This window comes from Streptomyces sp. NPDC052109 (assembly GCF_040680195.1).
Taxonomy (GTDB): domain Bacteria; phylum Actinomycetota; class Actinomycetes; order Streptomycetales; family Streptomycetaceae; genus Streptomyces.
Window position 1 is genome coordinate 59,031 of record NZ_JBFAWF010000006.1, and the last position, 25,900, is coordinate 84,930.

The window sequence follows — 25,900 nt, forward strand, 5'->3', positions numbered from 1 at the left end:
ATCAGGGTGCACCGGGGAAAGGGGGTCTACACCCGGACGCCCGCGTCGAGGTCGGCCATCAGCAGCTCCCCGTTGATCGCCGCCCCCGCCCGGTAGCCCCGGCTCGCCGCGTTGATCACCTGTTCGGCGAAGCCGCTCGCGTTGCCCGCCGCCCACAGCCCGGGCACGCTCGTCAGGCCCCGTTCGTCGATCACCGGGTAGGTGCCGAACGGCGTCTCGCGCATGTCGGCGCCCAGCCTGAGCAGCAGGTCGTTGTTCGGTACGGCGCGCGGGGCGGCGTACAGCACCTCGCAGGCGTGCGGCGTGCCTCCCCCGGAGGGGGCATCCCCAGCCAGCCGCACCCCCCTGAGCCGGTCGTCGGCCACGACGAGTTCCGCCACCTTCCCGGGCACGACGGTGACTCCGGCGGCGGCGAGCCGGCGCCGATCGTCGTCGGTCAGCTCCGACTCGCTCACCTCGTGCAGGAACAACCGCACGTCCTTCGACCACTGGGTGACCATCAACGCCTGGTGCACGCCCAGCGGGGAGATCGCGAGCACCCCGGTCGGCAGGTCGCGGGCCTCCCAGCCGTGACAGTACGGGCAGTGCACCACGTCCCGGCCGAACCGCTCGGCCAGCCCCGGCACCGGCGGCAGCTCGTCCTTCAGTCCCGTGGCGATCACCAGCTGCCGGGCCCGCACCGCCCCACCGCCCGCCAGGGCCACGGCGAAACCGGAACCGTCCCTGCCCGCGTCCACGGCCCGGTCCCGGACCAGCTCCACGCCGTACCGGGCGATCTCCTGGCGCCCGACGGCCAGGAACCCGGCCGGCGACATGCCGTCCCGGGACAGATACCCGTGCATGTGGGCGGACGGCGTGTTGCGCGGCTCGCCCGCGTCCACCACCAGCGTCCGGCGCCGGGCCCGGCCGAGGACCAGTGCGGCGGACAGCCCGGCGGCTCCGCCACCGACGACGACGACTTCGTACGTGTTGTTCTCGGTCATGTCCCGACGGTCACGCGAAACCCGCCGGATTGACAAAAGCATTTGCCGATTCTGCAATAGAGGCATGAGCACGGACGACGTACTGGCGGAAGTGGGCCCGCGGCTGCGGCGCATCCGCAAGGAGCGCGAGGTGACCCTGGCCGCGCTGTCCGAGGCGACGGGGATCTCGGTGAGCACCCTCTCCCGGCTGGAGTCGGGCCTGCGCAAGCCCAGCCTCGAACTGCTGCTGCCGATCGCCCAGGCCCATCAGGTGCCGCTGGACGAGCTGGTCGGGGCGCCGCCGGTCGGGGACCCCCGGGTGCGCTCCAAGCCGATCGTGCGGGGCGGGCGCACCCACTGGCCGCTGACCCGTCAGCCCGGCGGTCTGCAGGCCTTCAAGGTGCTGGAACCGAAGCGCAGGCAGGAGCCGGAGCCGCGCACCCACGAGGGCTACGAGTGGCTGTACGTGCTCTCGGGCCGACTGCGGCTGGTCCTCGGCGAGCACGACGTGGTGCTGGCCGCGGGAGAGGCCGCCGAGTTCGACACGCGCGTGCCGCACTGGTTCGGGTCGACGGGGGAGGGGCCGGTGGAGTTCCTCAGTCTGTTCGGGCCGCAGGGGGAGCGGATGCACGTACGGGCGCGGCCCCGGCAGTCGTGACGCGGATGACTGTTCCCTGATGGGCAAGCGACCGCTTAGTATGCCGTCGGACCCGGTCAGACGAAGCAGTCCCGTGGAGGCCCCGCATGCAGGCATGGCAAGTGCACGAGAACGGCGAGCCGAGCGAGGTGATGCGCCTCGCGGAGGTGGAGCGGCCCACGCCCGGCGACGGCCAGGTGCTGCTGCGGGTGCGCGCCGCCAACATCAACTTCCCGGACGCGCTGCTGTGCCGGGGCCAGTACCAGGTGCGGCCGCCGCTGCCGTTCACGCCCGGCGTGGAGATCTGCGGCGAGACCGAGGACGGCCGCCGCGTGATCGCCAACCCCGCGCTGCCGTACGGCGGCTTCGCCGAGTACGCCCTCGCCGACGCCCGAGTCCTGCTGCCCGCGCCCGACTCCCTGGACGACGCCGAGGCCGCCGCGCTGCACATCGGCTACCAGACCGGCTGGTTCGGCCTGCACCGCCGGGCCCACCTGGAGGCGGGGGAGACCCTGCTCGTGCACGCCGCAGCCGGCGGGGTCGGCAGCGCCGCCGTCCAGCTCGGCAAGGCGGCCGGTGCCACCGTGATCGGAGTCGTCGGCGGCGCGGACAAGGCCGCCGTGGCCCGCGAGCTGGGCTGTGACGTGGTGGTCGACCGCCGTGGCGAGGACGTGATCGCGGCCGTGAAGGACGCCACCGGCGGACGCGGTGCGGACGTGATCTACGACCCGGTCGGCGGCGACGCCTACGCGCAGTCCGCCAAGCTCGTCGCCTTCGAGGGCCGGATCGTCGTCGTCGGCTTCGCGAGCGGCACCATCCCCAGCCCGGCCCTCAACCACGCGCTGGTGAAGAACTACTCGATCCTCGGCCTGCACTGGGGCCTGTACGCCACGAAGAACCCGAAGCTCATCCTGCGCTGCCACGAGGAGCTGACCGACCTGGCAGCCCGCGGCGCGATCAAGCCCCTGGTGAGCGAGCGGGTGCCGCTGAGCGAGGCCGCCGTGGCCGTGCAGAAGGTGGCGGACGGCCGGTCCACCGGCCGGATCGCCGTGGTGATGGAGGAAGCAGCATGACCGACGCCGACGAACTGCGCCGCCGCACACGGGAGTTGCTGGACCGGTACCCGGTCGCGAGCACCGACCGCCTGGAGTTCCTGCGCGCCCGCTTCGACGCGGGCCTCGCCTGGGTGCACTACCCGGAGGGCCTCGGCGGACTGGGGGCGCCCCGCCACCTCCAGGCCGCCGTGGACGCCGAACTCGAGGCCGCGGGCGCCCCCGACAACGACGCACGCCGCAACGGCATCGGGCTCGGCATGGCCGCCCCGACCATCCTCAAGTACGGCACGGAGGAGCAGAAGCAGCGCTATCTGCGGCCGCTGTGGACCGGGGAGGAGATCTGGTGCCAGCTGTTCAGCGAGCCCGGCGCCGGCTCCGACCTGGCCGCGCTCGGCACCCGGGCCGTGCGGGAGGGCGAGGACTGGGTCGTCAACGGGCAGAAGGTGTGGACGTCCGGCGCGCACAACGCCCGCTGGGCCATCCTCATCGCCCGCACCGACCCGGACGTGCCCAAGCACGCCGGCATCACCTACTTCCTCTGCGACATGACCGACCCGGGTGTCGAAGTCCGGCCACTGCGCCAGATCACCGGCGAGGCCGAGTTCAACGAGGTCTTCCTCACCGACGTCCGCATCCCCGACGCCCGCCGCCTCGGGCAGGTCGGCGACGGCTGGCGGGTCGCGCAGACCACCCTCAACAACGAACGTGTCGCCATCGGCGGCATGCGGCTGCCCCGCGAGGGCGGCATGATCGGCCCGGTCGCGACGACCTGGCGGGAACGCCCCGAACTGCGCACGCACGACCTGCACCAGCGGCTGCTGAAGCTGTGGGTCGAGGCCGAGGTCTCCCGCCTCACCGCCGAGCGCCTGCGCCAGCAGCTCGTCGCCGGCCAGCCCGGCCCCGAGGGCGCCGGCATGAAGCTCGCCTTCGCCCGCCTCAACCAGGAGATCAGCGGCCTGGAGGTGGAACTCCGGGGCGAGGAGGGGCTCGCGTACGACGACTGGACCATGCGCCGACCCGAGCTGGTGGACTTCACCGGCCGCGACGCCGGCTACCGCTATCTGCGCGCCAAGGGCAACAGCATCGAGGGCGGGACCAGCGAGGTCCTGCTGAACATCGTCGCCGAGCGCGTCCTCGGCCTGCCCGCCGAGCCGCGCACCGACAAGGACGTCGCATGGAAGGACCTGGCCCGATGAGCACACAGCGGGATCTTCTCTACTCCGAGGAGGAAGAGGCGCTGCGGGCCGCCGTACGCGACCTGCTCACCGACCACTGCGCTCCGGCCGACGTCATCGCCCGCACCGAGTCGGCCGCCCCGCACGACCTCGCCCTGTGGAAGCTGCACGCCGAGGGCATGGGACTGGCCGGCCTCCTGGTGCCCGAGGAACAGGGCGGTCAGGGCGCCTCGCATCGCGAAGTCGCCGTGGTCCTTGAGGAATTGGGTCGCGCGGTCGCTCCCGTGCCGTATCTCACCAGCGCGGTCGTGGCCACCGAGGCCCTGCTGGCCTGCGGTGACGACGAGCTGCTGGGACGGCTGGCCTCCGGGCGCACCATCGGCGCCCTCGCGGTCGGCCTGCACGCGGCTCCGGGCGCCGCCCTGCAGACCGTACGCGTCGACAACGGCACCCTGCACGGGGAGTTGCGTGGCATCGCCGACGCGGCCGTGGCCGACGTCCTGCTCGTCCCGGCCGACGACGGCGGCCTCTACGCCGTCCCCGCCGACGCCGTGACGGTCACCCCGCAGACCTCCCTCGACCTGACCCGCCCCCTGGCGACGGTCCGGCTGGAGGGCGCTTCCGGCCGCCGCGTCGGCGAGGCCGAACCCGCCGTACGGCGCGCTCTGCGCGCCGCCGCCGGCCTGCTCGCCTCCGAGCAACTCGGCGTCGCCGAATGGGCGTTGACCGAGACGGTCCGCTACCTGAAGGAGCGCAAGCAGTTCAACCGGCCCGTCGGCGGATTCCAGGCGCTCAAGCACCGCCTCGCCCAGCTGTGGCTGGAGGTCGTGAACCTGCGGGCCACGGCCCGCGCCGCGGCGGACGCGCTGGCCTCCGGCGAGGACACCGACGTGAGCGTGGCCGTGGCCCAGGCCTATGCCGCTCCCGTCGCCGTCCATGCCACCGAGGAGGCGCTGCAGCTGCACGGCGGGATCGGCATGACCTGGGAGCATCCGATCCACCTGTACCTGAAGCGGGCCAAGGCCGACTCGATCGCCTACGGCACGGCGGGCGCCCACCGGGAGGCCCTCGCCGCACTGGTCGACCTCCAGGCGCCCTGACCCGGTCGGCGTGAAGCCCGCCCCAGCCGGGGCGGGCTTTCCCGTGAACCCGCGCCGGAGAAGTGAACAGCGCGCCAGCTCCCTGCGGGAAAAGGCCTCTTCGGTGGTAGGGGCACGCACACTCCCTTCGGCCCCATCCGGCACCTCGAGGGGGCAGAACATGGCCCTCACCTCCCGTCGCGGAGCCCTCCCCGCCCGCGCCCCCTCTTCGGCGCGCGACCCGACCCGCACCCTCGAATCGCTCTACCTGGAGCCCCTCGCCGCCCAGGTGGGGGCCAACCGCCGGTCTTCCAACGGGGTTGGCGCCGCCCGCTGCAACTCCTGATCGACATCAAGACCGAGGGCTCGTCGACGTACCTCGAACTCGACCGCCATCTGCGCCGCCACCCGCACCTGTCAGCCGGTACGCGCACGGCCGGGTGCACCCGGGGGCCGTCACCGCCGTCGTCTTCGGCGACCGCGCTGCCCGCATCCCCATGGCGGCACAGGACGAGCGCCGCGCCGTCCACGACGGCCGGCTCACCGACCTCGGCGGCGCCGCACCCGCCACCTTCATCTCGCTCATCGGCGAAAACTGGACACAGAACGTCACGTTGACGGGTGAGGGCGCGTTCCCCGACACCGAGCGGCGGAAGCCGAGGAGCATCACCGCCGCGGCGCACGCACGCGGGCAGCAGGTGTGGTTCTGGGCCACCCCGGACGCCGCGGGGCCGGCCCGCGACGCCCTGTGGACGGAACTCCTCGCCCCGGCGTCGACTTCCCCAACACCGACGACCCGGCCTGCCTGGAGGCCTTCCTCGACGCCCACCCCACCGCGTAACACCACACGTTTGGGGGACACGTCAGCGGCCCGGACCAGCCCTCCGCTGCGCCACACTTGCGGCCGAACGCCACTCAAGGGGGCGTGGCGGAGGAGGCTTTCCGGTGGTCATTCCCATCTCTGCGGTGCTGTTGCTCCTGGTCCTGACCGTGATCTTCATCCGTAACTGCGCGCTGAAGATCTCCCATGCCCTGGTCTGCGTGCTGCTGGGCTTCTTCCTGGCCGGCACGAGCATGGCGCCCACCATTCACAGCGGGCTCGTCGCGACCGCGGACCTGGTGAGCACGATGCGCCCGTGAGATCAGCCGGCCGGGAACACTCCGATGCCGTTCGCGACCGGGCGCTCGGCGCCGCCGCTCGGATGGTTGCGGACGGTCACGGCACCCGCGCCGTCGTCGCGGGTGACCAGCTCTGTCGAGCCGCCGCCGTCGAGGTTGAACGCGTTGGACGCGCCCAGCGAGCGCATGGTGTCGGCCTCCTCCTTGACCGTCATGCCGGTCCGGTACGCGGCGGCCCCGTCGAGCGCCATGATCAGCAGCCGGCGTCCGCCGCCGTTGAATCCCACCGCCGTGCGCACCGCCGAGGTGGCGTCGTCGAGGCCGGACAGCTCCTCGCCGTCCCTGAGGACCGGGAAGCCGCCGATGGCGAACGCGTACGGCACCCCGGACGAGGCCGCCACCAGGCGGTGCGTCACGCTCACCGCGTCCCCGACGGAGAGCTTGCGCAGCTGCCGCGCGCCCTCCTCGCGGCCCACCAGTACCGTGGTGCCCGCCGGGATCGCGCCGCTGCCGGGAGCATGGGAGGCGGAGACCACCCGGCCGCCCCGGACCTTCACCGCGTAGGTGTCGGTGCTGCACGGCGCCGAGCGCTGGGTGTCGGTACCGCACACGGCCCGCATCCGGGAGGCGCTGCCCCACCGCGAGGTGAAGGCGCCGATCGAGTTCTCCGCGAGCGCGTACTGGTTGAGACCCTTCAGCGGGAACGTGCCCTCCGGCGTGTGCACGGTGCCGGCGAGAGAGAGGCGGTCCAGCCGGGCCCGCCGGTCGGTGCCCACCCCGAAGACGTCCCGCGTGCTGGTCCCGGGCGGCAGCGACGGCCCGAACCGCTGGCCCCCCGGCACCGCCGCCTTGAGCACCTGTCCGTCCGCGATCGCGGGCCCGACGCTCGCGCCGGTGGCCTCCACGCCCGGATGCTGGGTCTCGGTGATGTTGAAGAAGTCACCGTTGACCCCCGCGAGCGCCCCGGCCGCGTCCGCCATCCCGGCCACGGTGGCCCGGGCCGCCACCACCCCCGGGTACAGCAGGTCCACGCGTACGTGCGGATCGGCCAGGTCGACCGTGAGGAGATGGACGTGCGCCGGGCCCGCGGCCGCCTCGACGTCGAACTGCCGGTACGTGACACCCGGCGAGATCCGTCGGCCCGCCGGTACGGCACCGGCCGGTGCCGCCCCCGCCAGGGCCGCACCGGCCAGCACCCCGAATGCCGTGACCACCGTGAGAATCGTTCTGCCCGCTGCCGAACGCCTGTGACGTCTGGTCACCGTGCCCCCTGATGTCTCGTCAACTGTCCCTGTCGTACGGGCTGTCGTACGGTTCTAAGGGGCAGTGGACCAGAGTGCGGCGACCGCCGGGCCGACTAGGCGTCGACTACGCGAGAACGAGTGAGAAAACGCACCCCCTCGGGTGCCTCCAGCGAAAAGCCGCTGCCCCGTCCGGGTACCACGTCCACGATCAGCCGGGTGTGGCTCCACGCCTCGTACTGGCTCCGGGACATCCAGAAGGTGACGGGCTCGGCCACCCCGTCCACCGAGAGCTCCGCCAGCAGCACGTCCGAGCCGCCGGTACGGAACTCGCCGTCCGGATAGCACATGGGCGCGCTGCCGTCGCAGCAGCCGCCGGACTGGTGGAACATCAGCGGACCGTGCACGGCGTGCAGCCGCCGCACCAGGTCCGCGGCCTCGGGGGTGAGTTCGACGCGCGGGATTTCCTCGACCATGGGTCACCGTCCTGAAGGGCTGGCGCGCGGAGCGTCTGGTCCGACCAGTCTCACGGGTCGTCACCGGCCCGTCCAGAACGCGTCGTTCTCTCCGCCGGGGGACCGGTTCAGCGATGGCCGAGGACGTTCACCACCCGGCCGTTGGGATCCCGCACGAAGAACCGCCGCACCCCCCACTCCTCGTCCGTCAGCGGGTGCACGATCTCCGCGCCGCGCTCCCGCATCGCCGCGTACGCCGCGTCGACGTCCTCGACCTCGATGCTCAGGTCCGGGGCGACGGGGGCGGTGCGGTCCTCGGTCATCAGACTCAGCTGGACGGCCGGGTTCCCGGCGGAGGCCAGCGTCATGATCCAGCCGTGGTTCATGACCTCCTCGAACCCCAGCACTCCGTAGAACTCGGCGCTCTGCGGCAGCGCGGTCGACTGGACGTTGGGCACGACCCGGCGTACATGCATCTCACGGCTCCGGTGGTCGGTCGGCTGCGGTGGACGGTCGGTCAGCGTAGCCGGTCGGACGCCTGCGAGGATGGGATCATGCACCGTTCGCCCTTCCACCCGCCCGAACCGCGCTTCGTGACCGCCGGTGAACACCCGCTCTGGGACGAGGCGCTGACCGCGGTCAACCGGGACCTGGCGGTGACCCTGCCCGAGCGGCAGCCGCTGTGCCTCGTCGCGTACCCGGGCTTCGAGGAGGACGACGGTCCCGAGCGGGTCCACGTCGCTTTCGCGGACGGATACTCGCACGGCAACTCCCTGTGGCCGACCGCGTCCGCCGCCGGAGCCCTCCGGGCCGTCGCCGAGGCTGCCCAGGAAACGGTTTCCGAGCGCCTGTGGCAGGCCTGGCCCGTGTGCACCCTGCACGGGCTCGGGATGCACGTGACCGAGGACCCCGGACGCCCGTCCTGGTGGTGTGCCGGCGGCTCCCGGCCGGGCGATCCGGCCCATGTCCGCGCCGCGATAGGGGAGATGGACACGGTCCACCGCCCCCGCCGCCCGAACCGCAAGCGCCGCAAGGACGGCAGGCCGCGCTGACCCGCCCGGATCCGGAGCCGCCCGGTTCTCCCCCGAGCCGGACGAGGGCCGCCGGTGTCTGCTGCGGCTCAGGTCACCGCGCAGTCGGCCCTCGGGCACCGACCCCGCACCGCGGCGGGCCGGTGCTGCACGGCGTCCGGCGGATGGTCTGACCTCGTACACGGAGGTGCCCGGCGGGGTGTTCTGCGCCGCCTGGTGGTGGCCGCTGTCCGGCCGGCTGGAGACGTGCGGGCCCTGAGGGTTTCGCTACGACACGTGGGCGGGCCGTACCGCTGCGGCAATCCCCGGAGCAGCCGCCGGCTTCGCGCGGCGGCTCGGTACGGCCGGCCCCGGCCCCCTCGGCGCGGTGTGAGCCGGTGGGTGGCTCAGCCGGTGACGCGGATCCGGCGCATCAGCGGCGCGTACACCGCCGAGGACACGACCAGCCCCGCCGGCAGGGCGAGGTCGATGCCGCCCAGGGCGGCGGCCAGGGGCCCGGTGTACGCGGTGTCGACGCACACCGCGGACGCGGCCACGCCCGCCCCGAGGGCCAGCACCCCGGCCCGGTTGAACCCGCCCGTGTACCAGAAGGGCCCGTTGCGGGACTCGTCGCCGAGAGCGAGGCCGTCGTAGCGGTTGCGGCGCAGCAGGATGTCGGTCGCGTACACGGCCGTGCTCGGGCCCAGCAGGACCACGGTCAGCTGCAGCACGTCGCCGACGGTGTCGAGGAAGTCCGAGACGAGCAGGGCGTACAGGGTGAGGGAGACGGAGACGGTGCCGTCGACGAGGACGCTCAACGAGCGCCGGATGCGGATGCCGACGGCCTGGAGGGCGAGACCGGCGCTGTAGGCGGTCAGCGCGTTGAGGGCGACGGTGCCGAGGACCAGCGCGAGCAGGAACAGCGGGCGGAACCAGCCGGGCAGCAGCCGCTGCAGCGAGGACTCCGGGTCGTTCATGTCGACGGCGGTCGCGGCGAACGCGCCGATGCCGCAGACCAGGACGCTGGACAGGAAACCGCCGAACGCCGTCCAGCCGGCCACCGCCCAGGGAGAGGCCGTGCGCGGCAGATAGCGGGAGAAGTCCGCGCTGGTGGTGTACGACAGCGGGCCCGAGGCGATGAGGGAGACACCGGCCAGCAGGGCTGCCCACAGGGCACTGCCGGTCAGCGGCCGGTCGGGCACGTAACCGAAGTCGGTGTGCCGCACCACGACGGCGCCCAGCACGGCGAACACGGCGGTCAGGGCGAGGGTGATCGGCACGTACAGCCGGATGATCGCGGAGTGGCCCCAGACACTGATGGTGAGGGTGACCGCGGCGATGAGCACCACGACGAGGGCCTTCACCGTGGAGTTCACCGGCAGACCGGTACGGGCGACCAGGGAGAAGGCGGCGGTCGCCGCGGCGGCCAGGTTCAGCGCGAAGTAGCAGACCGAGATCGTCCAGCCGGTGACCGCGTTGTTGACCCGGTTCCCGAGCACCCCGTACATGGCCCGGGTGACGACCTCGCTCGGTGCGCCCGCCGACGGTCCGGGGACGGCCAGCAGCCCGGTGAGCACCCAGAACAGGTTGCCGACGACGATCACCGTCATCGCCTGCCACAGGCTCAGGCCCATCAGCACCAGCGCGCCGCCGACCACCAGGCTGAGGTAGTTCACGTTGGCGGCCGCCCACACCGAGAACAGCTCGCGGGGACGCCCGCGACGCTCGGTGTCGGGGATGTGGTCGATGCCGTGGGCCTCGATGCCGCCGGCCCGCTCGGGAGCGGACATACCGGAGGTGTTCCCGCTCGCGGCCATGGGGTGCGCGTCGGGGATCGGGTCGGGGAGCGTGGACGCCATGAGGCCCTCCGGGAGCGGTGGGACCGGCCCGGGCGCTTATTGGGCGCCTGACCAGTTGCTTATTGGTCGGTTACTCAATAGCATCGCCGGTATGTCGTCAAGCGTTCAGCGCAAACGGATTCGCAAGGACCCGGCCGCCCGGCGGGCGGAGATCGTCGACGCGGCCGCCGCCATCGCCCTGACCGAGGGCCTGGAATGCATCACCCTGCGCCGGATCGGCGAGGAACTCGCGGTCCGCCCGGGCCTGATCAGCCACTACTTCCCCTCGGCGGAGGACCTCGTCGCCGAGGCCTTCGGCAGCGCCGCGACCGCCGAACTCGACCGCCTGCTCCCCGCCGAGCGCGCCCAGGGCAGCCCCACCGGCCACCTCGCCGGCTTCCTCGCCCGCACCTCGGGCGAGGCGTACGACGCCGTCAGCCGGCTGTGGATCAACGCCCGCCACCTCAGCCGTTACCGGCCCGTCCTGCGCGACCGGGTCGCCGAGCAGGAGGCCGGTTGGCGCGGACGGCTGGCAGGCCTGATCCGGGACGGGGTGGCCGCCGGTGAGTTCCACACGGACGACCCCCTGGCCGCGACCATCCGGATCCTCGTCGTCCTCGACGGTCTGGGCGCCCACGCCAACACCGTGACCCCCGAGCGCCCGGCCGCGGTGCTGCGCATGCCCGTCACCACGGCCGAGCGGGAACTGGGCCTGCCGCCCGGCGCCCTGGATCCGAACGCCTGACCTGCCCCGTCCCACCCCTCTGCCGAAAAGGAACCCCCGTGCCCGCCGATCTCGTCCTGCTCTCCGCCCGGCTGCTCGACCCCGGCTCGGGCACGCTGCTCCCGCACACCGCGCTGGCCGCGCGGGACGGGCGGATCAGCTTCCTCGGCGACGACCGGGACGCCCGCGCCCTCGCCGGACCGGGCAGCACGGTCGTGGAACTGCGCGGAGCCGTGGTGACCGCGGGACTCACCGACGGGCATCTGCACCCGGTGTCCGGCGCCGAACGCACCATGGGCGTCGACCTGTCCGGCTGCCGGGACCTGGACGCCGTACGGACCGCGCTCGCCGCGGCGGCACGGGAGCTGCGGCCGGGCGCCTGGCTGCGCGGCTGGGGCCTGGATCCCAACGCCTTCGGCACCGCCCCCGTCGGCAACGCGGCCCTCGGCGCGGTCCTCGAGGGTGTACCCGCCTTGATCGACCTCTTCGACGCGCACTCGGCGCTGGCCAGCGAGCGGGCGCTGGAGTCGGCGGGCATCGACGGGCCGCGCCGGTTCGGGCAGGGATCCGAGATCGTCTGTGACGCCGGCGGACGGCCCACCGGCCTGCTGCTGGAGGACGCCGCCTGCGCACTCGTCGAGGCCGTCGCCCCCCGGCCCACCGAGGCCGAGGTACGGGCCCGGACCACCGAGGTGCTGCGCGGCATGGCCGCCGCCGGCCTCACCGGCGGTCACGCCATGGACGCGAACGGCGACAGCCTCGCCGTCTACGCCGCGCTGGAGGCCGGGGACGAGCTGCCCCTGCGGCTGCGGATCGCCCCGTGGTGCCGGCCCGAGGCGGACGACGACGCCGTGGCCGAACTCATCCGGCTCCAGGGCACCGGCGGTGTGCTGTGGCGGGTGGCGGGCGTGAAGCTGTTCATGGACGGCACCATCGACAACGGCACCGCCTGGCTGGAGACCCCCGACTGTCACGGCGAGTCGGCGCACGCCTACTGGTCCGACCCGCAGCGCTACACCCAGGTCGTCGGAGCCCTCCACCGGGCCGGCGTGCCCACGGCCACCCACGCGATCGGCGACGCGGCGGTACGGCATGTGCTCGACTCCGTCGAGAAGGCCCGGGCCGAGGCCGCCGGCGTCGTGACCCACCGTGTCGAGCACATCGAGACCGTCCCGGACGACACCGTAGGGCGGTTCGCGCCGCTCGGGGTCGCCGCCTCCATGCAGCCCACGCACTGCTGCGAGTTCACCCGCGCCGACCACACCGACAACTGGTCGCGGCGCCTGGGCGAGGAGCGGGCCGGGCGGGCGTTCCGCTGCCGTGACCTGTGGGAGGCCGGGGCACGGGTCGTGCTCGGCTCGGACTGGCCCGTCGCGCCGTACCCGCCGCTGCAGGTGATGGCCGGGGCCCGGCACCGCCGTCCCGCCGACCTCTCCCTGCCGCCGCACGGCCCGGACCAGGCCCTGAGCGCCCTGCGGGCGCTGCAGGGCATGACCGTCAACGCCGCCTGGGCGGCGGGGGAGGAGGACCGGGCGGGCCGGCTGGCCGTCGGCTGCCGGGCCGACCTCACGGTGCTGGCCGAGGATCCGCTGGCCGTGCCCGACACGGAGCTTGCCGGGCTGCCGGTGCTGCTCACGGTGGTCGGGGGCCGGGTCACCCATCGGGGAGCGGAGGTCTGAGGCGCCGCGCAAGGGCGCGGGGAAGGCGCGACCGGTCACGACGACGCCCCCCGACGGCGTGTGGTGACTCCAGGTACCGCACAGCCGGGCTCTGTCGTCCGGTACGGGGGCCAGGGCCCGGCACGCCGAGAGCACGCACCTGGCGCCGCGAGGCCCGCCTTCCGGGCGGACGACGGGAGTTCGACGAGAGGGCCTAGCGCCGCCGCCGTTCGCGTCGGGCCTCGATCAGCAGGGGCAGCATCGACAGGACGACGACCGCGGCGACCAGGGACAGCAGATAGTCGTCCACCGCCGGGACGGAGGCCCCCAGGGTGTAGCCGGCGAGGACGAGCGCCTGCGTCCACAGGATCCCGCCCACGGTCTGCCAGAGCGTGAAGATCGGCGCCGGCACTCCGAGCGCGCCGGCCACGGGGTGCAGGACCGTCCGCAGCAAGGGCACGAACCGGCCGATGACCAGCGCCTTTCGATAGCCGTACCGCGCGAGCAGCTGCTCGGCCCGGGCGGCCGCCGCCTTCAGCCGTTGGCGGGAGGTGCGGGCCAGCAGCGCCCGTCCGCCGTGCCGGCCGATCAGATAGCCGACCTGTCCGCCGGCCACCGCCCCGACGGCCGCACACAGCAGCACCTGCCACAACGCCAGCCGGGGCGGCTGGTGCGCGCTGCCCGCGCACAGCACCCCGGCCGGGAAGAGAAGGGTGTCACCGGGCAGGAAGAACCCGACGACCAGCAGGCCCGACTCGGCGAAGATCACCACCAGGACGCCGATCGCGCCGAAGGCGGCCAGCACAGAGGCGCTGTTCATCGGGTTGACGGCTGTCACCTGGCCGAGCCTCCTGGGCTGCTCGCAGGGATACTCGCTCACCAGCATCACCCGCGTACCCGGAAACCGCCCGGCTCGGGACGGTTCCGCTCTCCACGGCCGGCCGCCACGCCGTGGGCGGCGACCCGAAGGCCCCGGTGGCCGGGGTCACCGGGGCCGGGCGGGGGTCAGGCCGAGCGGAGCAGTTCGCGCAGCTCGGCGGTGTCGACGACGTGGGCCCGGGAGGGGAACACCTTGCCGAGCAGCACCTGGTGGGTCTCGGGGTCCGGGTCGGCGACGCCGTCGGAGAGGACGAGGACGCGGTAGTCGCGGTCGGCGGCGTCGATGAGGGTGGACAGGACGACGCCGCTGGTGCTGATTCCGGCGAGCACCAGGGTGTCGATGCCGCGGTCGCCCAGCTGCTGGTGGAGGTCGGTGGTGGAGGCCGAGCCGTAGCGGATCTTGCGTACGACGATGTCGCCGTCCTCGGGCGCGATCCGCGGGTCGATCTGCGTGGCGGGGTCCTCGTGGTGGAGCATCTTCGCCGCGGCCACGGCGCTGAAGGACTTGTTGGTCTCGGGAACCGCGGACCAGTCGTCCTCGGTGAAGGCGACGCGGACGTAGCCGATGGTGCCGCCCGCGGTGCGGAGGTCGGCGATGGCGCCCTTGACCCGCTCGACGAGCGCGTCGGCGTCGGGGGCCAGCGGGACGATCCCGTTCTGGAAGTCCATGACCAGCAGGGCGGTGCGCTTCGGGTCGATGGCGGGGAGGGGGGTCGTGCTCACGAGGGGTTCTCCTGGTCGGGTTGGTGGGGGTTCTCGCGGCTGTCGCGAGGGTCGGGGGATCCGGCCGTGTCGCTCCGCCCGCCCGGCTCGCGGCGCATCAGGCGTCGGTCCAGGGCGGTCAGCAGGAGGGCGGCGATGCCCGCCGCGCTCAGCACGAGGCCGAGGATGTGCAGGCCGTGGTCAGTGGCGCCGTCGTGGAAGACGATGCCGCCGATCACGGCCGAGGTGATGGTGCCGAGGTATCCGAAGGTGCGGAACAGTCCGGAGGCGGTGCCGATCTGGTCGGCCGGCGCGGCGAGGTAGAGGGCGGTCTGGTTGCCGACGGTGGTGGCGGCCGAGGTGACGCCGAAGACCAGGGTGACCAGCACGATCGCGATCGCCGGGCTGTGCGAGGTGAGCAGCATGATGCCGGCCGCGCCGAGCAGCATGGTCACCGCCGAGACGATCAGCGGCCCGCGCACCAGGTTGCGGCTGGCGAGCGGCTGGGAGAGGAGCGCGGAGACGGCGCCCATCGGCAGCAGCAGAAGGCCCGCCGTCACGGTGGACATCCCGTGGGCGGCCTCCATCCACTGGGTCATCCCGTACATCACGGAGTAGACGCCGAGCAGGGTGAGCGCCTGGCGCAGATAGGTGCGGGCGAGGGCGCCGTTGGCGGCGAGACCGCGGAAGTCGAAGAAGGGCGCGCTCCTGCGCAGTTCCCATACGATCGTGGGGACGGCCACCAGGACGAAGACGGCGAGCGCGATCCACTCGGCCCGCGGCAGCCCCATCAGGAAGATGACCAGGGCGCTCATCGACACCGCGAAGCCGAGGATGCCGGGCAGGTCGATCCGGTCGGCGATCCGGCGCGGACCGCTGTCCCGGCGGTCGAGCGCGGGGTCCCTGGGCAGCCAGCGCATGGCCATCGCCATCGCGATCGCGGTGACCGGGACGTTGATGAGGAAGGCCGAGCGCCAGCCCGCGGCACCCACCAGCAGCCCGCCGATCGGCGGGCCGACGGCGACGGTCGCCATGCCGGCGACGGCAATGCCGCCGAGCACCCCGCCCGGCGGAGCCTGCAGACCCGCCCACTCGGCACGGCGCCGGATCAGCACCATCGCGCAGGGGAAGGCGGCCGAGGTGCCGATGCCGATCAGCACCCGGGCGACGGCCAGCATCGCCAGGTTCTGGCCGAGACCGCCGACCAGGCCACCGAGCAGCACCAGCACGATGCCGGTGAGGAAGACCCGACGTGCGCCGAGGACCTCCGCCAGTTTGCCGGCGGTGGGCTGGGCGACGGCGCTGGCCAGGTAGAGCGAGGAGACCAGCACGGCCGTGCTGCCCACCGGGACGTGCAGGTCGTCGGCGATGGGCACCAGGGCGGTCGCGATGACGGAGCTGTTGACCGGGTTGAGGCCGGCGCCCACGTAGAGCGGGACGGTGAACGTCCAGGCGAAGGGCTTGCGGGGGAGTTCGCGGGCCGGTGACTGGGTCCGGGGAGCGCCGGTTTTCATATGGAGCCGTCACTCAGGTCCGCTGCGGCGAAACGTTCCAGCAGCTCGATGGCCTTCTCCACGTCCTTGCGCTCGTCCGGGGCGACGACCTGGTCGATGGCGCGCGCCAGGAAGGACGCGCGGCCCTCGAGCAGCCTGGCGACCAGGTCGGTGGCGGCCGGATCGGCGCTCATCAGCTTCCGGCGGCCGTCCTGCGGATCGGGCTCGCCGTGGACCAGCCCGGCGGCCTTGAGCACCGCGAGGCTCTGCGCGATGGACTGCGGGCTGACGTGCTCCAGAGCGGCCAGCCGTGCCGCGGTGACCGGACCCTCACGCACCACGCTCGCCAGCACCCCGAGCTGGGTGGGGGTCAGGCCGGTCGCATGCTGCCCCGACTCCGCGCGCAGGCGTGCGCGCAGCCGCTTCATCGCGTCGTTGAGACGCTGCGCGGTCGCAGTGCTCTGCTGCGGCCTGGGGTTCGTGTTCATGACCCCAGCGTAAAACTCGACAAGGAACTTTGCCAAGTTGCTTGTCGAATTTCTCGGGGAAGAGTGCGGCCGGACCGTCGGCCCAGGTCAGAGCCCGGCCCGTGCGCCGCGGGTGCCGGGCCGGGCTCAGTGGCAGGCCCTCAGGAAGTCGAGGAGGGCCGCGTTCACCTCCTCCGGGCGCTCCTGCTGGGTCCAGTGCCCGCAGCCGGACAGCCTGAGGGGCTCGCGCACCAGACTGGGCATCAGGTCCGGGAGCTTCGCGATGAGTTCGGGCGTGCCGGGGAAGGCGGGCACGACATCGCGGTCGCCGTAGACGTACAGCGCGGGCCGGCTGACGACGGTGCCGTGCCACGCCGCGGTCAGTTCCCAGTTGCGGTCGAGGTTGCGGTACCAGTTGAGCGCCCCGGTGAAGCCCCCGGAGAAGCTCTCGGTGAGCGCGTCGAGGTCGTCCTCGGTGAACCACTCCGGCAGTACGTCGGGGTCCGCCATGTCCGCGAGCCAGCCGCGGTCGGGGTCGACCAGTGGCTGCGTGCCGTCGCCGGCGTGGGGGGCGTCGCCGGAACCCCAGAAGAGGAACTTCCGCAGAGTGGTGCGCGTGTCCCGAGCGAACTCGGTGTCGGCGACACCGGGGCGGTTGAAGTAGTTCCAGTAGAAGCGGCCGCCGAACATCTTGTCCATGGCGGCCAGCGGGGGCTGGTTCCCCCGGAACGGCGGCGGCACGCTCAGGCCGGCCACCCCGAGCACCATGTCCGGCCGCAGCAGGGCGGTGTGCCAGGCGACCGGTGCGCCCCAGTCGTGCCCGACGACGTACGCCTTCTCCTCACCCAGCGCCCGGATCAGCCCCACGACGTCGCCGACCAGGTGGAGGATGGTGTACGCGTCGACGGCCTCGGGACGGGCGCTGCGCCCGTATCCCCGCTGGTCGGGTGCGACCACGCGGAAGCCCGCCTCTGCCAGCGGGCCGAGCTGGCGGTGCCAGGAGTGCCAGGACTCCGGGAAACCGTGCAGGAGTACCACGAGGGGGCCGTTGCCCTGTTCGGCGATGTGCAGCCGAATACCGTTCACATCAACCATTCGATGCTCAACCATGTCCCCGAGCGTACGTGATGTGATCTTGGGAAGCCGCCGTCCGGGATTTACGGCGGAGTCCCTCATCGCCGCCGTGGCCGCCGGTGGGATGGCATCTAGCTGTCACCCCCGCAATCCCCGTCGTGGGAGTTCCTACGGTAGAACCGAGGCGGCCCGAGGGAGATTTCATGAATGAGGCCGACGGCACATCGGCATTGACCGGAAAACGCGCTCAATGACGCATTGGTGCTGCCGGCGTTGAGCTGATTCGGCTTTTGCCGGGGCGTGATCACGGTGAGTCCGGACGTGACGCACGAAGCGCACCAGTCGCCGTCGTATGCGCGACGGCGCGCGGCGACACTCTCGAGAGCCCTGAAAGTCAGCAAGGCGACGTCCAGTTCTCCGAACCGACCTGGACCGGCGTCACGGCTAACGAAGGCCCTGATCCGGCCGGAGGGGTACGAATGAGCAACGAATGGCCGGCGAAGCCGGCGCCGACGTGTCCTGTCAGCGGGAGCGGGCAAGAGCAGGAAAGCCCCCCACGGGCCGCCCCGCTCGCACCGGGTCGCCTGCCCATGGTCGGGCATGTGTGGCCACTCATGCGGGATCCGTTCACGTTCTTCGAGTCACTTCGCCGTCGCGGTGACATCGTCCTCATCCATATTGGCCGGCGCCCGATCTACGTTCTCACCACGGCTCGGCTCGCCCACAGCGTCCTGGTGGAGAATGCGCGCTACTTCGACAAGGGAATGGTGTACGAGGCCGTCCACCCGTTGAGCGGAAACGGACTGCTGGCGTCAGGACGCGAGTTGCATCGTCGTCAGCGGCGCATCATCCAGCCCCTGTTCCACAAGGACATGATCAGGGCCTACGCGGAAACGATGAGCGGCGAGGCTCGGAAACTGGCTGATTCCTGGCGCCCCGGTCAGCGCGTCGCCGTCGACGAGGCCATGGTCGAGCTGACGCTGACGACGCTGGTCCGGTCGATGTTCTCCGGTCGGCTGCCCCGGTCCGTGGTGACGGACATCCTCCACTCGCTGCCGATCTTCACCCGCGGCATGGTCGCCAGGACGGTGCTCCCGGCCTGGCTGTGCCGGGTCAGCGGTTTCGACAGGCGTTTCCTGGACGCGGCGGGGCGGCTCCGCTCGGCCGTCGACGCGGTCGTGCAGAGCGATCACCCCGATGGCGTGGAGGGCGGCAACCTGCTGTCCCACCTGCGCGCGGCACGTGACCCGGAGACGGGGGAGGGGATGAGCGACGAGCTCATCCGGGACGAACTCGTCTCGATCATGATGGCCGGAACCGAGACGACGGCCGCGACCATGGCGTGGACGTGCCACGAACTCGCCCGGAACCCTGCCGTCGAACAGCGGCTGAGGGCCGAGCTGCACGACGTCCTCGACGGCCGGCCGGCCGCGTACGGCGACCTCCCCGCCCTCGCCTACACCCGTGCCGTGGTGAACGAGGCGTTGCGGCGGTATTCGCTGCTGATGCTGTTCCGGCGCGCGACCCAGCCGGTCGTCCTCGGCGGAGTACAGCTCCCCGCGGGTGCCGACGTGATGTTCAGCCAGCTGGACCTCCACCGTGACGACCGCCCGTTCCCGGAGCCGGACCGGTTCGAACCCGAGCGGTGGCTGGCGGACCGGGAGAGCCTGCCCCCGCGAGACGCCTTCATCCCCTTCGGCGCCGGCAACCGCCGCTGCATCGGCGAGGGGTACGCCCAGGCCGAGGCGGTGATCGCACTGGCGACCATCCTCGGCCGCTGGCGGCTCGCCCCGGTTCCCGGCCACTCCGTGCGCCGCGTGGCGGCGGCCATGCCGCGCCCCAACAGTCTGCCGATGACCGTCACCGCGGTCGCCAACCAGGGAGGCGGTCTTTCCCATGTCTAGCCGAGCCACCCAGCAACTGCCCGCCGCCGACCCGATCGCGATCGTCGGCATAGGGTGCCGGTTCGCCGGCGGAGTCGACTCCCCCGACGCGCTGTGGCGCCTGCTCGAACGCGGCGGCAACGCGGTCCGGGAGGTCCCGCCGGAGAGGTGGAACGCCGACGAGTTCTACGATCCGCAGCCCGGGGTGCAGGGCAAGTCGGTGTCCCGCTGGGGCGGCTTCCTCGACCGGATCGGCGGCTTCGACACGGGCAGCTTCGGCATCACGCCGTACGAGGCCGAGGCGATGGACCCGCAGCACCGCCTGCTGGTCGAGATGTCCTGGGAGGCGCTGGAGCACGCCGGGATTCCGCCGGCGTCCCTGGCGGGCTCGCAGACGGGCGTCTTCCTGGGCCTCGCCCACCACGACTACCTGCTGCGGACGATGGACGACGCGCTGATCGAGAACCCGTACGTGATGACGGGCAACGCGCACTCCGTCGGCGCGGGCCGGGTGTCGTACCTGCTGGGTGTCCACGGCCCCTCCGTGGCCGTGGACACCGCGTGCTCCTCCGGTCTCCTGTCCGTCCACCTCGCCTGCCAGAGCCTGCGCACCGGTGAGTCCGACCTGGCCCTGGCCGGTGCGGCGATGCTGATGATCGGGCCCGAGGTCGGCGTGCTGTTCTCCCAGTGGTCCATGCTGTCGCCCCAGGGCAGGTGCGCCGCGTTCGACGCCGCCGCCGACGGGTTCGTGCGCAGCGAGGGCTGCGCGGTCGTCGCGCTGCAGCGGCTGGACGACGCGATACGCGACGGCCACCGGGTCCTCGCCGTCATCCGAGGCTCGGCGGCCAACCAGGACGGACGCTCCGACAACATCGTCGTCCCCTCGGCGACGGCGCAGGAAGCCGTGCAGCGGCGCGCACTGCGCACGGCCGGCGTGGACCCCGCCCGGGTGGGGCTGGTGGAGGCGCACGGCCCCGGCACACCGACCGGCGACCCGGTGGAGTTCAAGGCGCTCGCCGCCGTCTACGGCGCCGGTGACCAGCCGTGCGCGGTCGGCTCCGTGAAGACGAACATCGGTCACACCGAGTCGGTCTCCGGGGTGGCCGGCCTCATCAAGACGGTGATGGCGCTGCGCCACGGCCACGTACCGGCGAACCTGCACTTCAACGAGTGGAACCCGGACATCTCCCCCGACGGGACACGGCTGTTCGTGCCGACCGCCCTCGAGGAGTGGCCGGTGAGCGGCGTACCGCGACTGGCCGCGGTCTCCTCCTACGGTTTCAGCGGTACCAACGTCCACGTCGTCGTCGAGCAGGCCCCCGACACCGCGAGCCCCTCCACGGCCGCCGCGCGGCCCGCGGCGGCGGCGACCGAGACCGGGACCGTGCCCCCGGACGAAGAGCGGGTACGGCCGTACGTGCTGTCGGCGAGCACGCCGGAGGCCCTCGCGGAAACCGCCGAACGGGTGGATCAGTGGCTGTCCGGCGACGGTGCGTCGGTGCCGTTGAGCGATGTGGGCTACACGCTGGCCCGTGGCCGCGACCACCGCAAGGAACGCCTCGTCGTCCTGGCCTCCACCCGGGACGAGCTCGTCGACCGGCTCAAACTGGCCGCCACGTCCCAGGCCGGCGAGGGCATCGTGGCGGGCTCCGTCGGCACCCACGGCGGCGGCACGGTCTGGCTGTTCTCCGGACAGGGCTCCCAGTGGGCGGGCATGGGCCGGGCGCTGCTGGACAGCGAACCCGCGTTCGCCGCGGCGATCGACGAACTCGAGCCGCTCATCGCCCGGGAGGCGGGCTTCTCCGTGCGCGCCGAACTGGTCGGCGAAACCACCGTAACCGGGATCGAGCGGGTCCAGCCCACCATCTTCGCGATGCAGGTGGCGCTCGCCGCGGCCTGGCGGGCGCGCGGTGTCGAACCCGCCGCCGTGATCGGGCACTCCCTGGGCGAAGTGGCCGCGGCGGTCGTCGCCGGCGCACTGTCCTACGACGACGGGGCCAAGGTGATCTGCCGCCGGTCCTCGCTGCTCACCCGCATCGCCGGCGGTGGTGCCATGGCCACCGTCGAACTCCCCCACGAACAGGTCGAGGCCGAGCTGGCCGCCGAGGGCGTCGAGGACGTCGGCGTCGCGGTGGTGGCCTCCGCCGGCTCCACGGTCGTCGCGGGCGACCCCGAGCGGATCCGCCTGCTGATCGCCGGCTGGGAGGCCCGTGACCTGCACACCCGTCAGATCGCCGTGGACTACGCCTCACACTCCCCGCACGTCGATCCGATCCTTGCGGACCTGGGCGCGCGCCTGGGCGACCTGACCCCCGTGGAGCCGACCGTCCCGTTCTACGGCACCGTACTGGACCCGAAGGAACCGGCCGCGTTCGACGCCGGCTACTGGGTGAGCAACCTGCGCCGGCCCGTGCGGTTCGCCGACGCCGTCAACGCGGCCGTGGTCGACGGACACCGGGTGTTCGTCGAGGTCTCCCCGCACCCGCTGCTCACCCACGCGGTCACCGAGACCGCCCACGCCATCGGCCGGGACGCGATCACCGTACCCACCCTCCGCCGTGACCAGGACGCCCGGCACGGGCTGCTGCCCCAGCTGGCCGGCCTGCACTGCACCGGTGTTCCCGTCGACTGGGAACGCGAATACCCCACCGGAGACCTGGCCGACGTCCCCCTCCCGGTGTGGGCGGGGCGTGACCTCGGGGTCCTCGCCACGGCCGTACAGCGGCCTGGCTCGTCGAACGCGGCCGTCCATCCGCTGCTCGGCGCGCACCTGCGGCCCGTGGACAGCGACGACGAGCACCACTGGCAGGTGCGCGTCGGCGGCCGCGAGCTGCGCTGGCTGGGCGACCACCGCGTCCACGGCCGGCCGGTCATGCCGGGCGCCGCGTACTGCGAGATGGCCCTGAGCGCCGCCCGCACCGTCTTCGGCACGGAGCCGGAGGGCGCGGACACGGTCGAGGTGACCGACCTGACCCTCCACGAGATGCTGCCCCTGGACGAGGACACCGTGGTGTCCACCCGGGTACGCCCCGTCGCCGAGGGCCTGGTCCGGTTCGAGGCCCTGACCCGCCGCGACGGCGATGAACCGACCAGCCTCGCCACCGGTTCGCTGCGCCGTGCCACCCTGACCCGGCCGGACCGCCGCGACCCGGCCGAACTCCTCGAACGCCACCCCGGGACCCTCGACCCGCGTGACGCCTACGCCAAGTTCCAGGCGGCGGGCGTCGAACACGACGAGCTGTTCGCCGCCCTCACCGCGCTGCACCTGTCCGAGGACGCCGGTGTCGAGCAGTCGGTCCTCGCCGAGATCCGGATTCCCGCCGGGGTGCGCGCGCACCTGAACTCCTACGGCATGCACCCGGTGCTGATCGACGGCCTGCTGCAGGCCCTGGCCGCTCATCCGGCGCTGCTCCGCGACGCGTTCCCGGTCGGGGCGGGCTCCGTGCGCGTGTACGGCGATCCGCACCACGGGCGCTACTGCCTGGCCCGGCTGCGCCACCTCGACGAGCACCTCGCCGTGGGCGATGTGACGCTCCTCGACGAGGACGGCCATGTGCTCGCCGAGATCGAGCGGGTGCGCCTGGCCACCCAGGACCGCCGGCTCGCCGAACGGCTGCTGGCCCTCGACTGGGAACGGGTCCAGCCCGCTTCGCAGCAGCCCGCCGGGCGGTGGCTGGTCGTGACCGAGGACGACGCGGGTCCCGAGGCATTCCTCCGCGAACTCACCGCGACCCTCGCCACCAACACCGGCTGCGCCCACCTGGCCGTCGGAGCGAGCCCCGGGACGGACCGGGACCTCGCCGCCGCGCTCGACGACCGGCCGGCCGGAGAGCCGCTGCACGGCCTGGTGCTGCTGTGCCCGCCCGCGACCGGCGTGGCCGACGAGGCCGCCGTCGACCGGGCCGAACGCCGCGTCAACCGGCTGGTGCAGCTCGTGAGCCTGCTGGCCGAGCGCACCGAGACCAGCACACCCCGCCTGTGGGTGGTCACCCGCGACGCCCAACCCGTCCACGACGGCGACGGAACGAACCTGGAACAGACGCCCCTGCGCGGTCTGTGCCGAGTGATCGGGCACGAGCACCCCGAACTCGACGTGGTCAGCGTCGACGTCGACACCGACACCACGGCCGGACAGCTGGCCGCCACGCTGTGCGCCGGCACGGACGCCGACGAGATCGCCCTGCGCCACGGCGACCTGTACGTCGCACGGCTCAAGGTGGCGCCGCTCCACGAGGACGACCGCAAGACACGGCGGATCCGCCACGGACACGACGGCTACGCGCTGGCGGTACGGCACGCGGGCGATCTGGGCAGCTTCGAACTCGTCGACGCGGGACGGCGCCGGCCCGGCCCGGGGGAGATCGAGATCAAGGCCGAGGCGTTCGGCCTGAACTATGCCGACGTGCTCAACGCGATGGGCCTGTACAAGACCATCGACGGCGAGCCCATGCCCTTCGGGTTCGACTGCGCCGGCACCGTGACCGCCGTCGGCGACGACGTCACCTCGCACCGGGTCGGCGACCGGGTCGCGGCGCTGCACCCCGGTGCGTTCCACTCCTTCGCGGTCGTGCCCGCAGTCAAGGCGGTGGCGATCCCCGGCGACGTCACCTTCGAGGAGGCGGCCGCACGCCCCAGCGTGTACGCCACCACCTGGTACGCCCTGCACCGGCTGTGCCGGCTCGGCGCCGGGGAACGGATACTGATCCACTCAGCGACCGGTGGCGTGGGGCTCGCCGCGATCTCCGTCGCCCGGCACTTCGGGGCCGAGATCTTCGCCACCGCCGGAACCGAGGCCAAGCGACGGTATCTGCGCGACCTCGGCATCAAGCACGTCTTCGACTCCCGATCCACCCGCTTCGCCGACGAGATCCGCGAACTCACCGGCGGCGAGGGCGTCGACGTGGTGCTCAACTCGCTCACCGGCGCCGCCCAGCGGGCCGGACTGGATCTGCTGCGCATCGGCGGCCGCTTCGTCGAACTCGGCAAGAAGGACATCTACGCCGACGCGCGCATCGGGCTCTACCCCTTCCGCCGCAACATCTCACTGCACAGCATCGACCTCGGGGTGCTCGACCACGACTACCTCGGCGGCGTCCTCAGGGAGGTCCACGACCTCCTCGCCACGGGCGCGCTCCAAGCCCCGCCGCACACCGTCCACCCGCTCGACGAAGCCGCCACGGCCTTCCGCACACTCGCCGCCGGCGACCACATCGGCAAGATCGTCCTTGCGCTCCCGCGGGACGGTGAGGGCCGCGCCGTCGTCCGGCCGGACCAGGTGCCCGTCGTCCGCGGCGACGGCGCCTACGTCGTGACCGGCGGACTCGGCGGACTGGGCCTGCTGCTCGCCCGCTGGCTCTCCGGTGCCGGCGCCGGCCGCATCGTCCTCAACGGCCGTTCCGCGCCCTCCCAGGACGCCGAGACCGTCATCCAGGAACTGCGCGCCACCGGCTCCGACATCGAGGTGGTCCTCGGCGACATCGCCGTGCCCGGCACCGCGGACGACCTCGTCCGGGCCGCCACCGCGAGCGGTCTGCCGCTGCGCGGCGTGGTCCACGGCGCCGCGGTGATCGCCGACGCCGCGATCACGAGCCTCGACAAGGACCAGGTCGAGCGCGTCTGGGCGCCCAAGGCACGAGGAGCGCTGCGGCTGGAACAGGCCTGCCGTGACCTGCCCCTCGACTGGTGGTTCGGCTTCTCCTCCGCCTCCGGCCTCCTCGGGTTCCCCGGCCAGGCCTCGTACGCCGCCGCCAACGCGCTCCTCGACGGCCTGACCGTCTGGCGGCGCGGCCACGGGCTCCCGGCACTCAGCGTCAACTGGGGAGCCTGGGAAGAGGTCGGACGCGGCACCTTCTTCGCCGAGAGCGGCCACGCCATGATCGCCCCCGACGAAGGCATCAACGCCTGCGACACCCTGCTGCGCCACGACCGGGCCCGCGCGGGCTATCTGGCCATCCTCGACGGGGCCTGGCAGAAGATGTTCGCGCAGAAGATGGGCTCCCCCTTCTTCGCGGCGATCCCCGCCGGCGGCACCGCGGAAGGCACCGCGGACACCGCCCAGCAGGCCGTCCTCGCCGAGCTGCGGCTCACCGACCCCGCCGGCCGCCAGGTCTTCCTGGAGCGGCACCTCACCGAGCAGGCGGCCGAGATCCTCCGGGTGGACCCGGCCGGCCTGGACCCGGACCTGTCCCTGACCGACTACGGCCTCGACTCCCTCATGGCGCTCCAGCTGAGCACACGCATCGGCAGGGAATTCGATGTGCGCATCACGCCCAAGCAGATGCGGCAGGACTCCAGCCTGGCCGCCCTCGCCACACGCATCATCGACCGGCTCAACCTCGAGACGGCCCGGTAGCCCGACGCCGGCCTCCCGCTGATTGCCGTCGGCGGAACCGCCCCTCACCGGTTCCGCCGACGGGAGTCGTCATCCCAGCGCACACCGGAGGGATCCC

The 25,900-nt window shown here is 72.8% G+C and carries 20 protein-coding genes and 1 pseudogene; 11 read left to right on the forward strand and 10 right to left on the reverse strand.

The features are described from left to right. Window positions 1-26: 26 nt before the first annotated feature. On the reverse strand, window positions 27-983 hold the full coding sequence (locus AB0L59_RS15010) for an NAD(P)/FAD-dependent oxidoreductase (RefSeq protein WP_365582892.1): 957 nt from the start codon (window positions 981-983) through the stop codon (window positions 27-29). 64 nt (window positions 984-1,047) lie between these two features. Between AB0L59_RS15010 and AB0L59_RS15015 the strand changes: the two genes are divergently transcribed. The 6 genes and pseudogenes from AB0L59_RS15015 to AB0L59_RS15040 all read left to right on the forward strand — a co-directional run bounded on the left by AB0L59_RS15015 (window position 1,048) and on the right by AB0L59_RS15040 (window position 6,048). Beyond that, a complete protein-coding gene (locus AB0L59_RS15015) occupies window positions 1,048-1,620 on the forward strand; it encodes an XRE family transcriptional regulator (protein WP_365582894.1) in 573 nt (190 codons plus the stop codon). 86 nt (window positions 1,621-1,706) lie between these two features. Then, complete coding sequence (locus AB0L59_RS15020) at window positions 1,707-2,672, forward strand: NADPH:quinone oxidoreductase family protein (protein ID WP_365582897.1); 966 nt, start codon at window positions 1,707-1,709, stop codon at window positions 2,670-2,672. Then, window positions 2,669-3,850 (forward strand): acyl-CoA dehydrogenase family protein, encoded by a 1,182-nt coding sequence (locus AB0L59_RS15025; protein WP_365582900.1) that lies wholly within the window; start codon window positions 2,669-2,671, stop codon window positions 3,848-3,850. Before AB0L59_RS15020 ends, AB0L59_RS15025 begins: the two co-directional genes overlap by 4 nt. Further along, window positions 3,847-4,929, forward strand: coding sequence for an acyl-CoA dehydrogenase family protein (locus tag AB0L59_RS15030; protein ID WP_365582903.1), 1,083 nt, complete (start codon window positions 3,847-3,849; stop codon window positions 4,927-4,929). The genes AB0L59_RS15025 and AB0L59_RS15030 overlap by 4 nt, the downstream gene beginning before the upstream one ends. Window positions 4,930-5,146: 217 nt before the next feature. Next, window positions 5,147-5,749 (forward strand): annotated as a pseudogene (locus AB0L59_RS15035) (hypothetical protein); the annotation flags it as partial. A 104-nt stretch (window positions 5,750-5,853) separates the two neighbouring features. Continuing rightward, window positions 5,854-6,048, forward strand: a complete 195-nt coding sequence (locus AB0L59_RS15040; RefSeq protein WP_365582906.1) for a hypothetical protein — start codon at window positions 5,854-5,856, stop codon at window positions 6,046-6,048. Between the two features lie 2 nt (window positions 6,049-6,050). On the opposite strand, the gene AB0L59_RS15045 is transcribed toward AB0L59_RS15040, so the two are convergent. The 3 genes from AB0L59_RS15045 to AB0L59_RS15055 all read right to left on the reverse strand — a co-directional run bounded on the left by AB0L59_RS15045 (window position 6,051) and on the right by AB0L59_RS15055 (window position 8,199). Further along, window positions 6,051-7,241 (reverse strand): phosphodiester glycosidase family protein, encoded by a 1,191-nt coding sequence (locus AB0L59_RS15045; RefSeq protein WP_365582909.1) that lies wholly within the window; start codon window positions 7,239-7,241, stop codon window positions 6,051-6,053. 143 nt (window positions 7,242-7,384) lie between these two features. Next, window positions 7,385-7,744: a DUF779 domain-containing protein gene (locus tag AB0L59_RS15050; protein WP_365582912.1), complete on the reverse strand. Its 360-nt coding sequence runs from the start codon at window positions 7,742-7,744 to the stop codon at window positions 7,385-7,387. Window positions 7,745-7,851: 107 nt separating this feature from the next. Next, a complete protein-coding gene (locus AB0L59_RS15055; RefSeq protein ID WP_365582915.1) occupies window positions 7,852-8,199 on the reverse strand; it encodes a VOC family protein in 348 nt (115 codons plus the stop codon). Between the two features lie 78 nt (window positions 8,200-8,277). On the opposite strand from AB0L59_RS15055, the gene AB0L59_RS15060 reads away from it, so the two are divergent. Further along, a complete protein-coding gene (locus AB0L59_RS15060; protein ID WP_365582918.1) occupies window positions 8,278-8,775 on the forward strand; it encodes a hypothetical protein in 498 nt (165 codons plus the stop codon). Between the two features lie 365 nt (window positions 8,776-9,140). On the opposite strand, the gene AB0L59_RS15065 is transcribed toward AB0L59_RS15060, so the two are convergent. After that, entirely contained in the window at window positions 9,141-10,592 is a 1,452-nt protein-coding gene (locus AB0L59_RS15065; protein ID WP_365582921.1) for a cytosine permease, read from the reverse strand. A 91-nt stretch (window positions 10,593-10,683) separates the two neighbouring features. On the opposite strand from AB0L59_RS15065, the gene AB0L59_RS15070 reads away from it, so the two are divergent. Then, the gene (locus AB0L59_RS15070) at window positions 10,684-11,316 is read left to right on the forward strand and encodes a TetR family transcriptional regulator C-terminal domain-containing protein (RefSeq protein ID WP_365582924.1); all 633 of its coding nucleotides are present in this window, start codon (window positions 10,684-10,686) and stop codon (window positions 11,314-11,316) included. Window positions 11,317-11,354: 38 nt separating this feature from the next. Further along, complete coding sequence (locus tag AB0L59_RS15075; protein WP_365582927.1) at window positions 11,355-12,974, forward strand: amidohydrolase; 1,620 nt, start codon at window positions 11,355-11,357, stop codon at window positions 12,972-12,974. A 193-nt stretch (window positions 12,975-13,167) separates the two neighbouring features. Here the strand turns inward: AB0L59_RS15075 and AB0L59_RS15080 are convergent, their stop codons facing one another. The 5 genes from AB0L59_RS15080 to AB0L59_RS15100 form a co-directional block, all read right to left on the reverse strand. Beyond that, window positions 13,168-13,791, reverse strand: a complete 624-nt coding sequence (locus tag AB0L59_RS15080) for a DedA family protein (RefSeq protein ID WP_365583556.1) — start codon at window positions 13,789-13,791, stop codon at window positions 13,168-13,170. Window positions 13,792-13,958: 167 nt separating this feature from the next. Further along, window positions 13,959-14,555 (reverse strand): cysteine hydrolase, encoded by a 597-nt coding sequence (locus AB0L59_RS15085; protein ID WP_365582930.1) that lies wholly within the window; start codon window positions 14,553-14,555, stop codon window positions 13,959-13,961. Continuing rightward, window positions 14,552-16,048, reverse strand: coding sequence for an MFS transporter (locus tag AB0L59_RS15090; RefSeq protein ID WP_365582933.1), 1,497 nt, complete (start codon window positions 16,046-16,048; stop codon window positions 14,552-14,554). Before AB0L59_RS15090 ends, AB0L59_RS15085 begins: the two co-directional genes overlap by 4 nt. Continuing rightward, the gene (locus AB0L59_RS15095) at window positions 16,045-16,515 is read right to left on the reverse strand and encodes a MarR family transcriptional regulator (protein ID WP_365582936.1); all 471 of its coding nucleotides are present in this window, start codon (window positions 16,513-16,515) and stop codon (window positions 16,045-16,047) included. Before AB0L59_RS15095 ends, AB0L59_RS15090 begins: the two co-directional genes overlap by 4 nt. Window positions 16,516-16,641: 126 nt before the next feature. Continuing rightward, complete coding sequence (locus tag AB0L59_RS15100; RefSeq protein ID WP_365583558.1) at window positions 16,642-17,589, reverse strand: alpha/beta hydrolase; 948 nt, start codon at window positions 17,587-17,589, stop codon at window positions 16,642-16,644. A 458-nt stretch (window positions 17,590-18,047) separates the two neighbouring features. On the opposite strand from AB0L59_RS15100, the gene AB0L59_RS15105 reads away from it, so the two are divergent. Together AB0L59_RS15105 and AB0L59_RS15110 are read left to right on the forward strand one after the other, a co-directional pair. After that, window positions 18,048-19,472 carry a cytochrome P450 gene (locus tag AB0L59_RS15105; RefSeq protein ID WP_365582938.1) on the forward strand — a complete coding sequence of 475 codons (1,425 nt, stop codon included), beginning with the start codon at window positions 18,048-18,050 and terminating at the stop codon, window positions 19,470-19,472. Continuing rightward, a complete protein-coding gene (locus tag AB0L59_RS15110; protein ID WP_365582941.1) occupies window positions 19,465-25,803 on the forward strand; it encodes a type I polyketide synthase in 6,339 nt (2,112 codons plus the stop codon). The genes AB0L59_RS15105 and AB0L59_RS15110 overlap by 8 nt, the downstream gene beginning before the upstream one ends. Window positions 25,804-25,900: the final 97 nt, after the last annotated feature.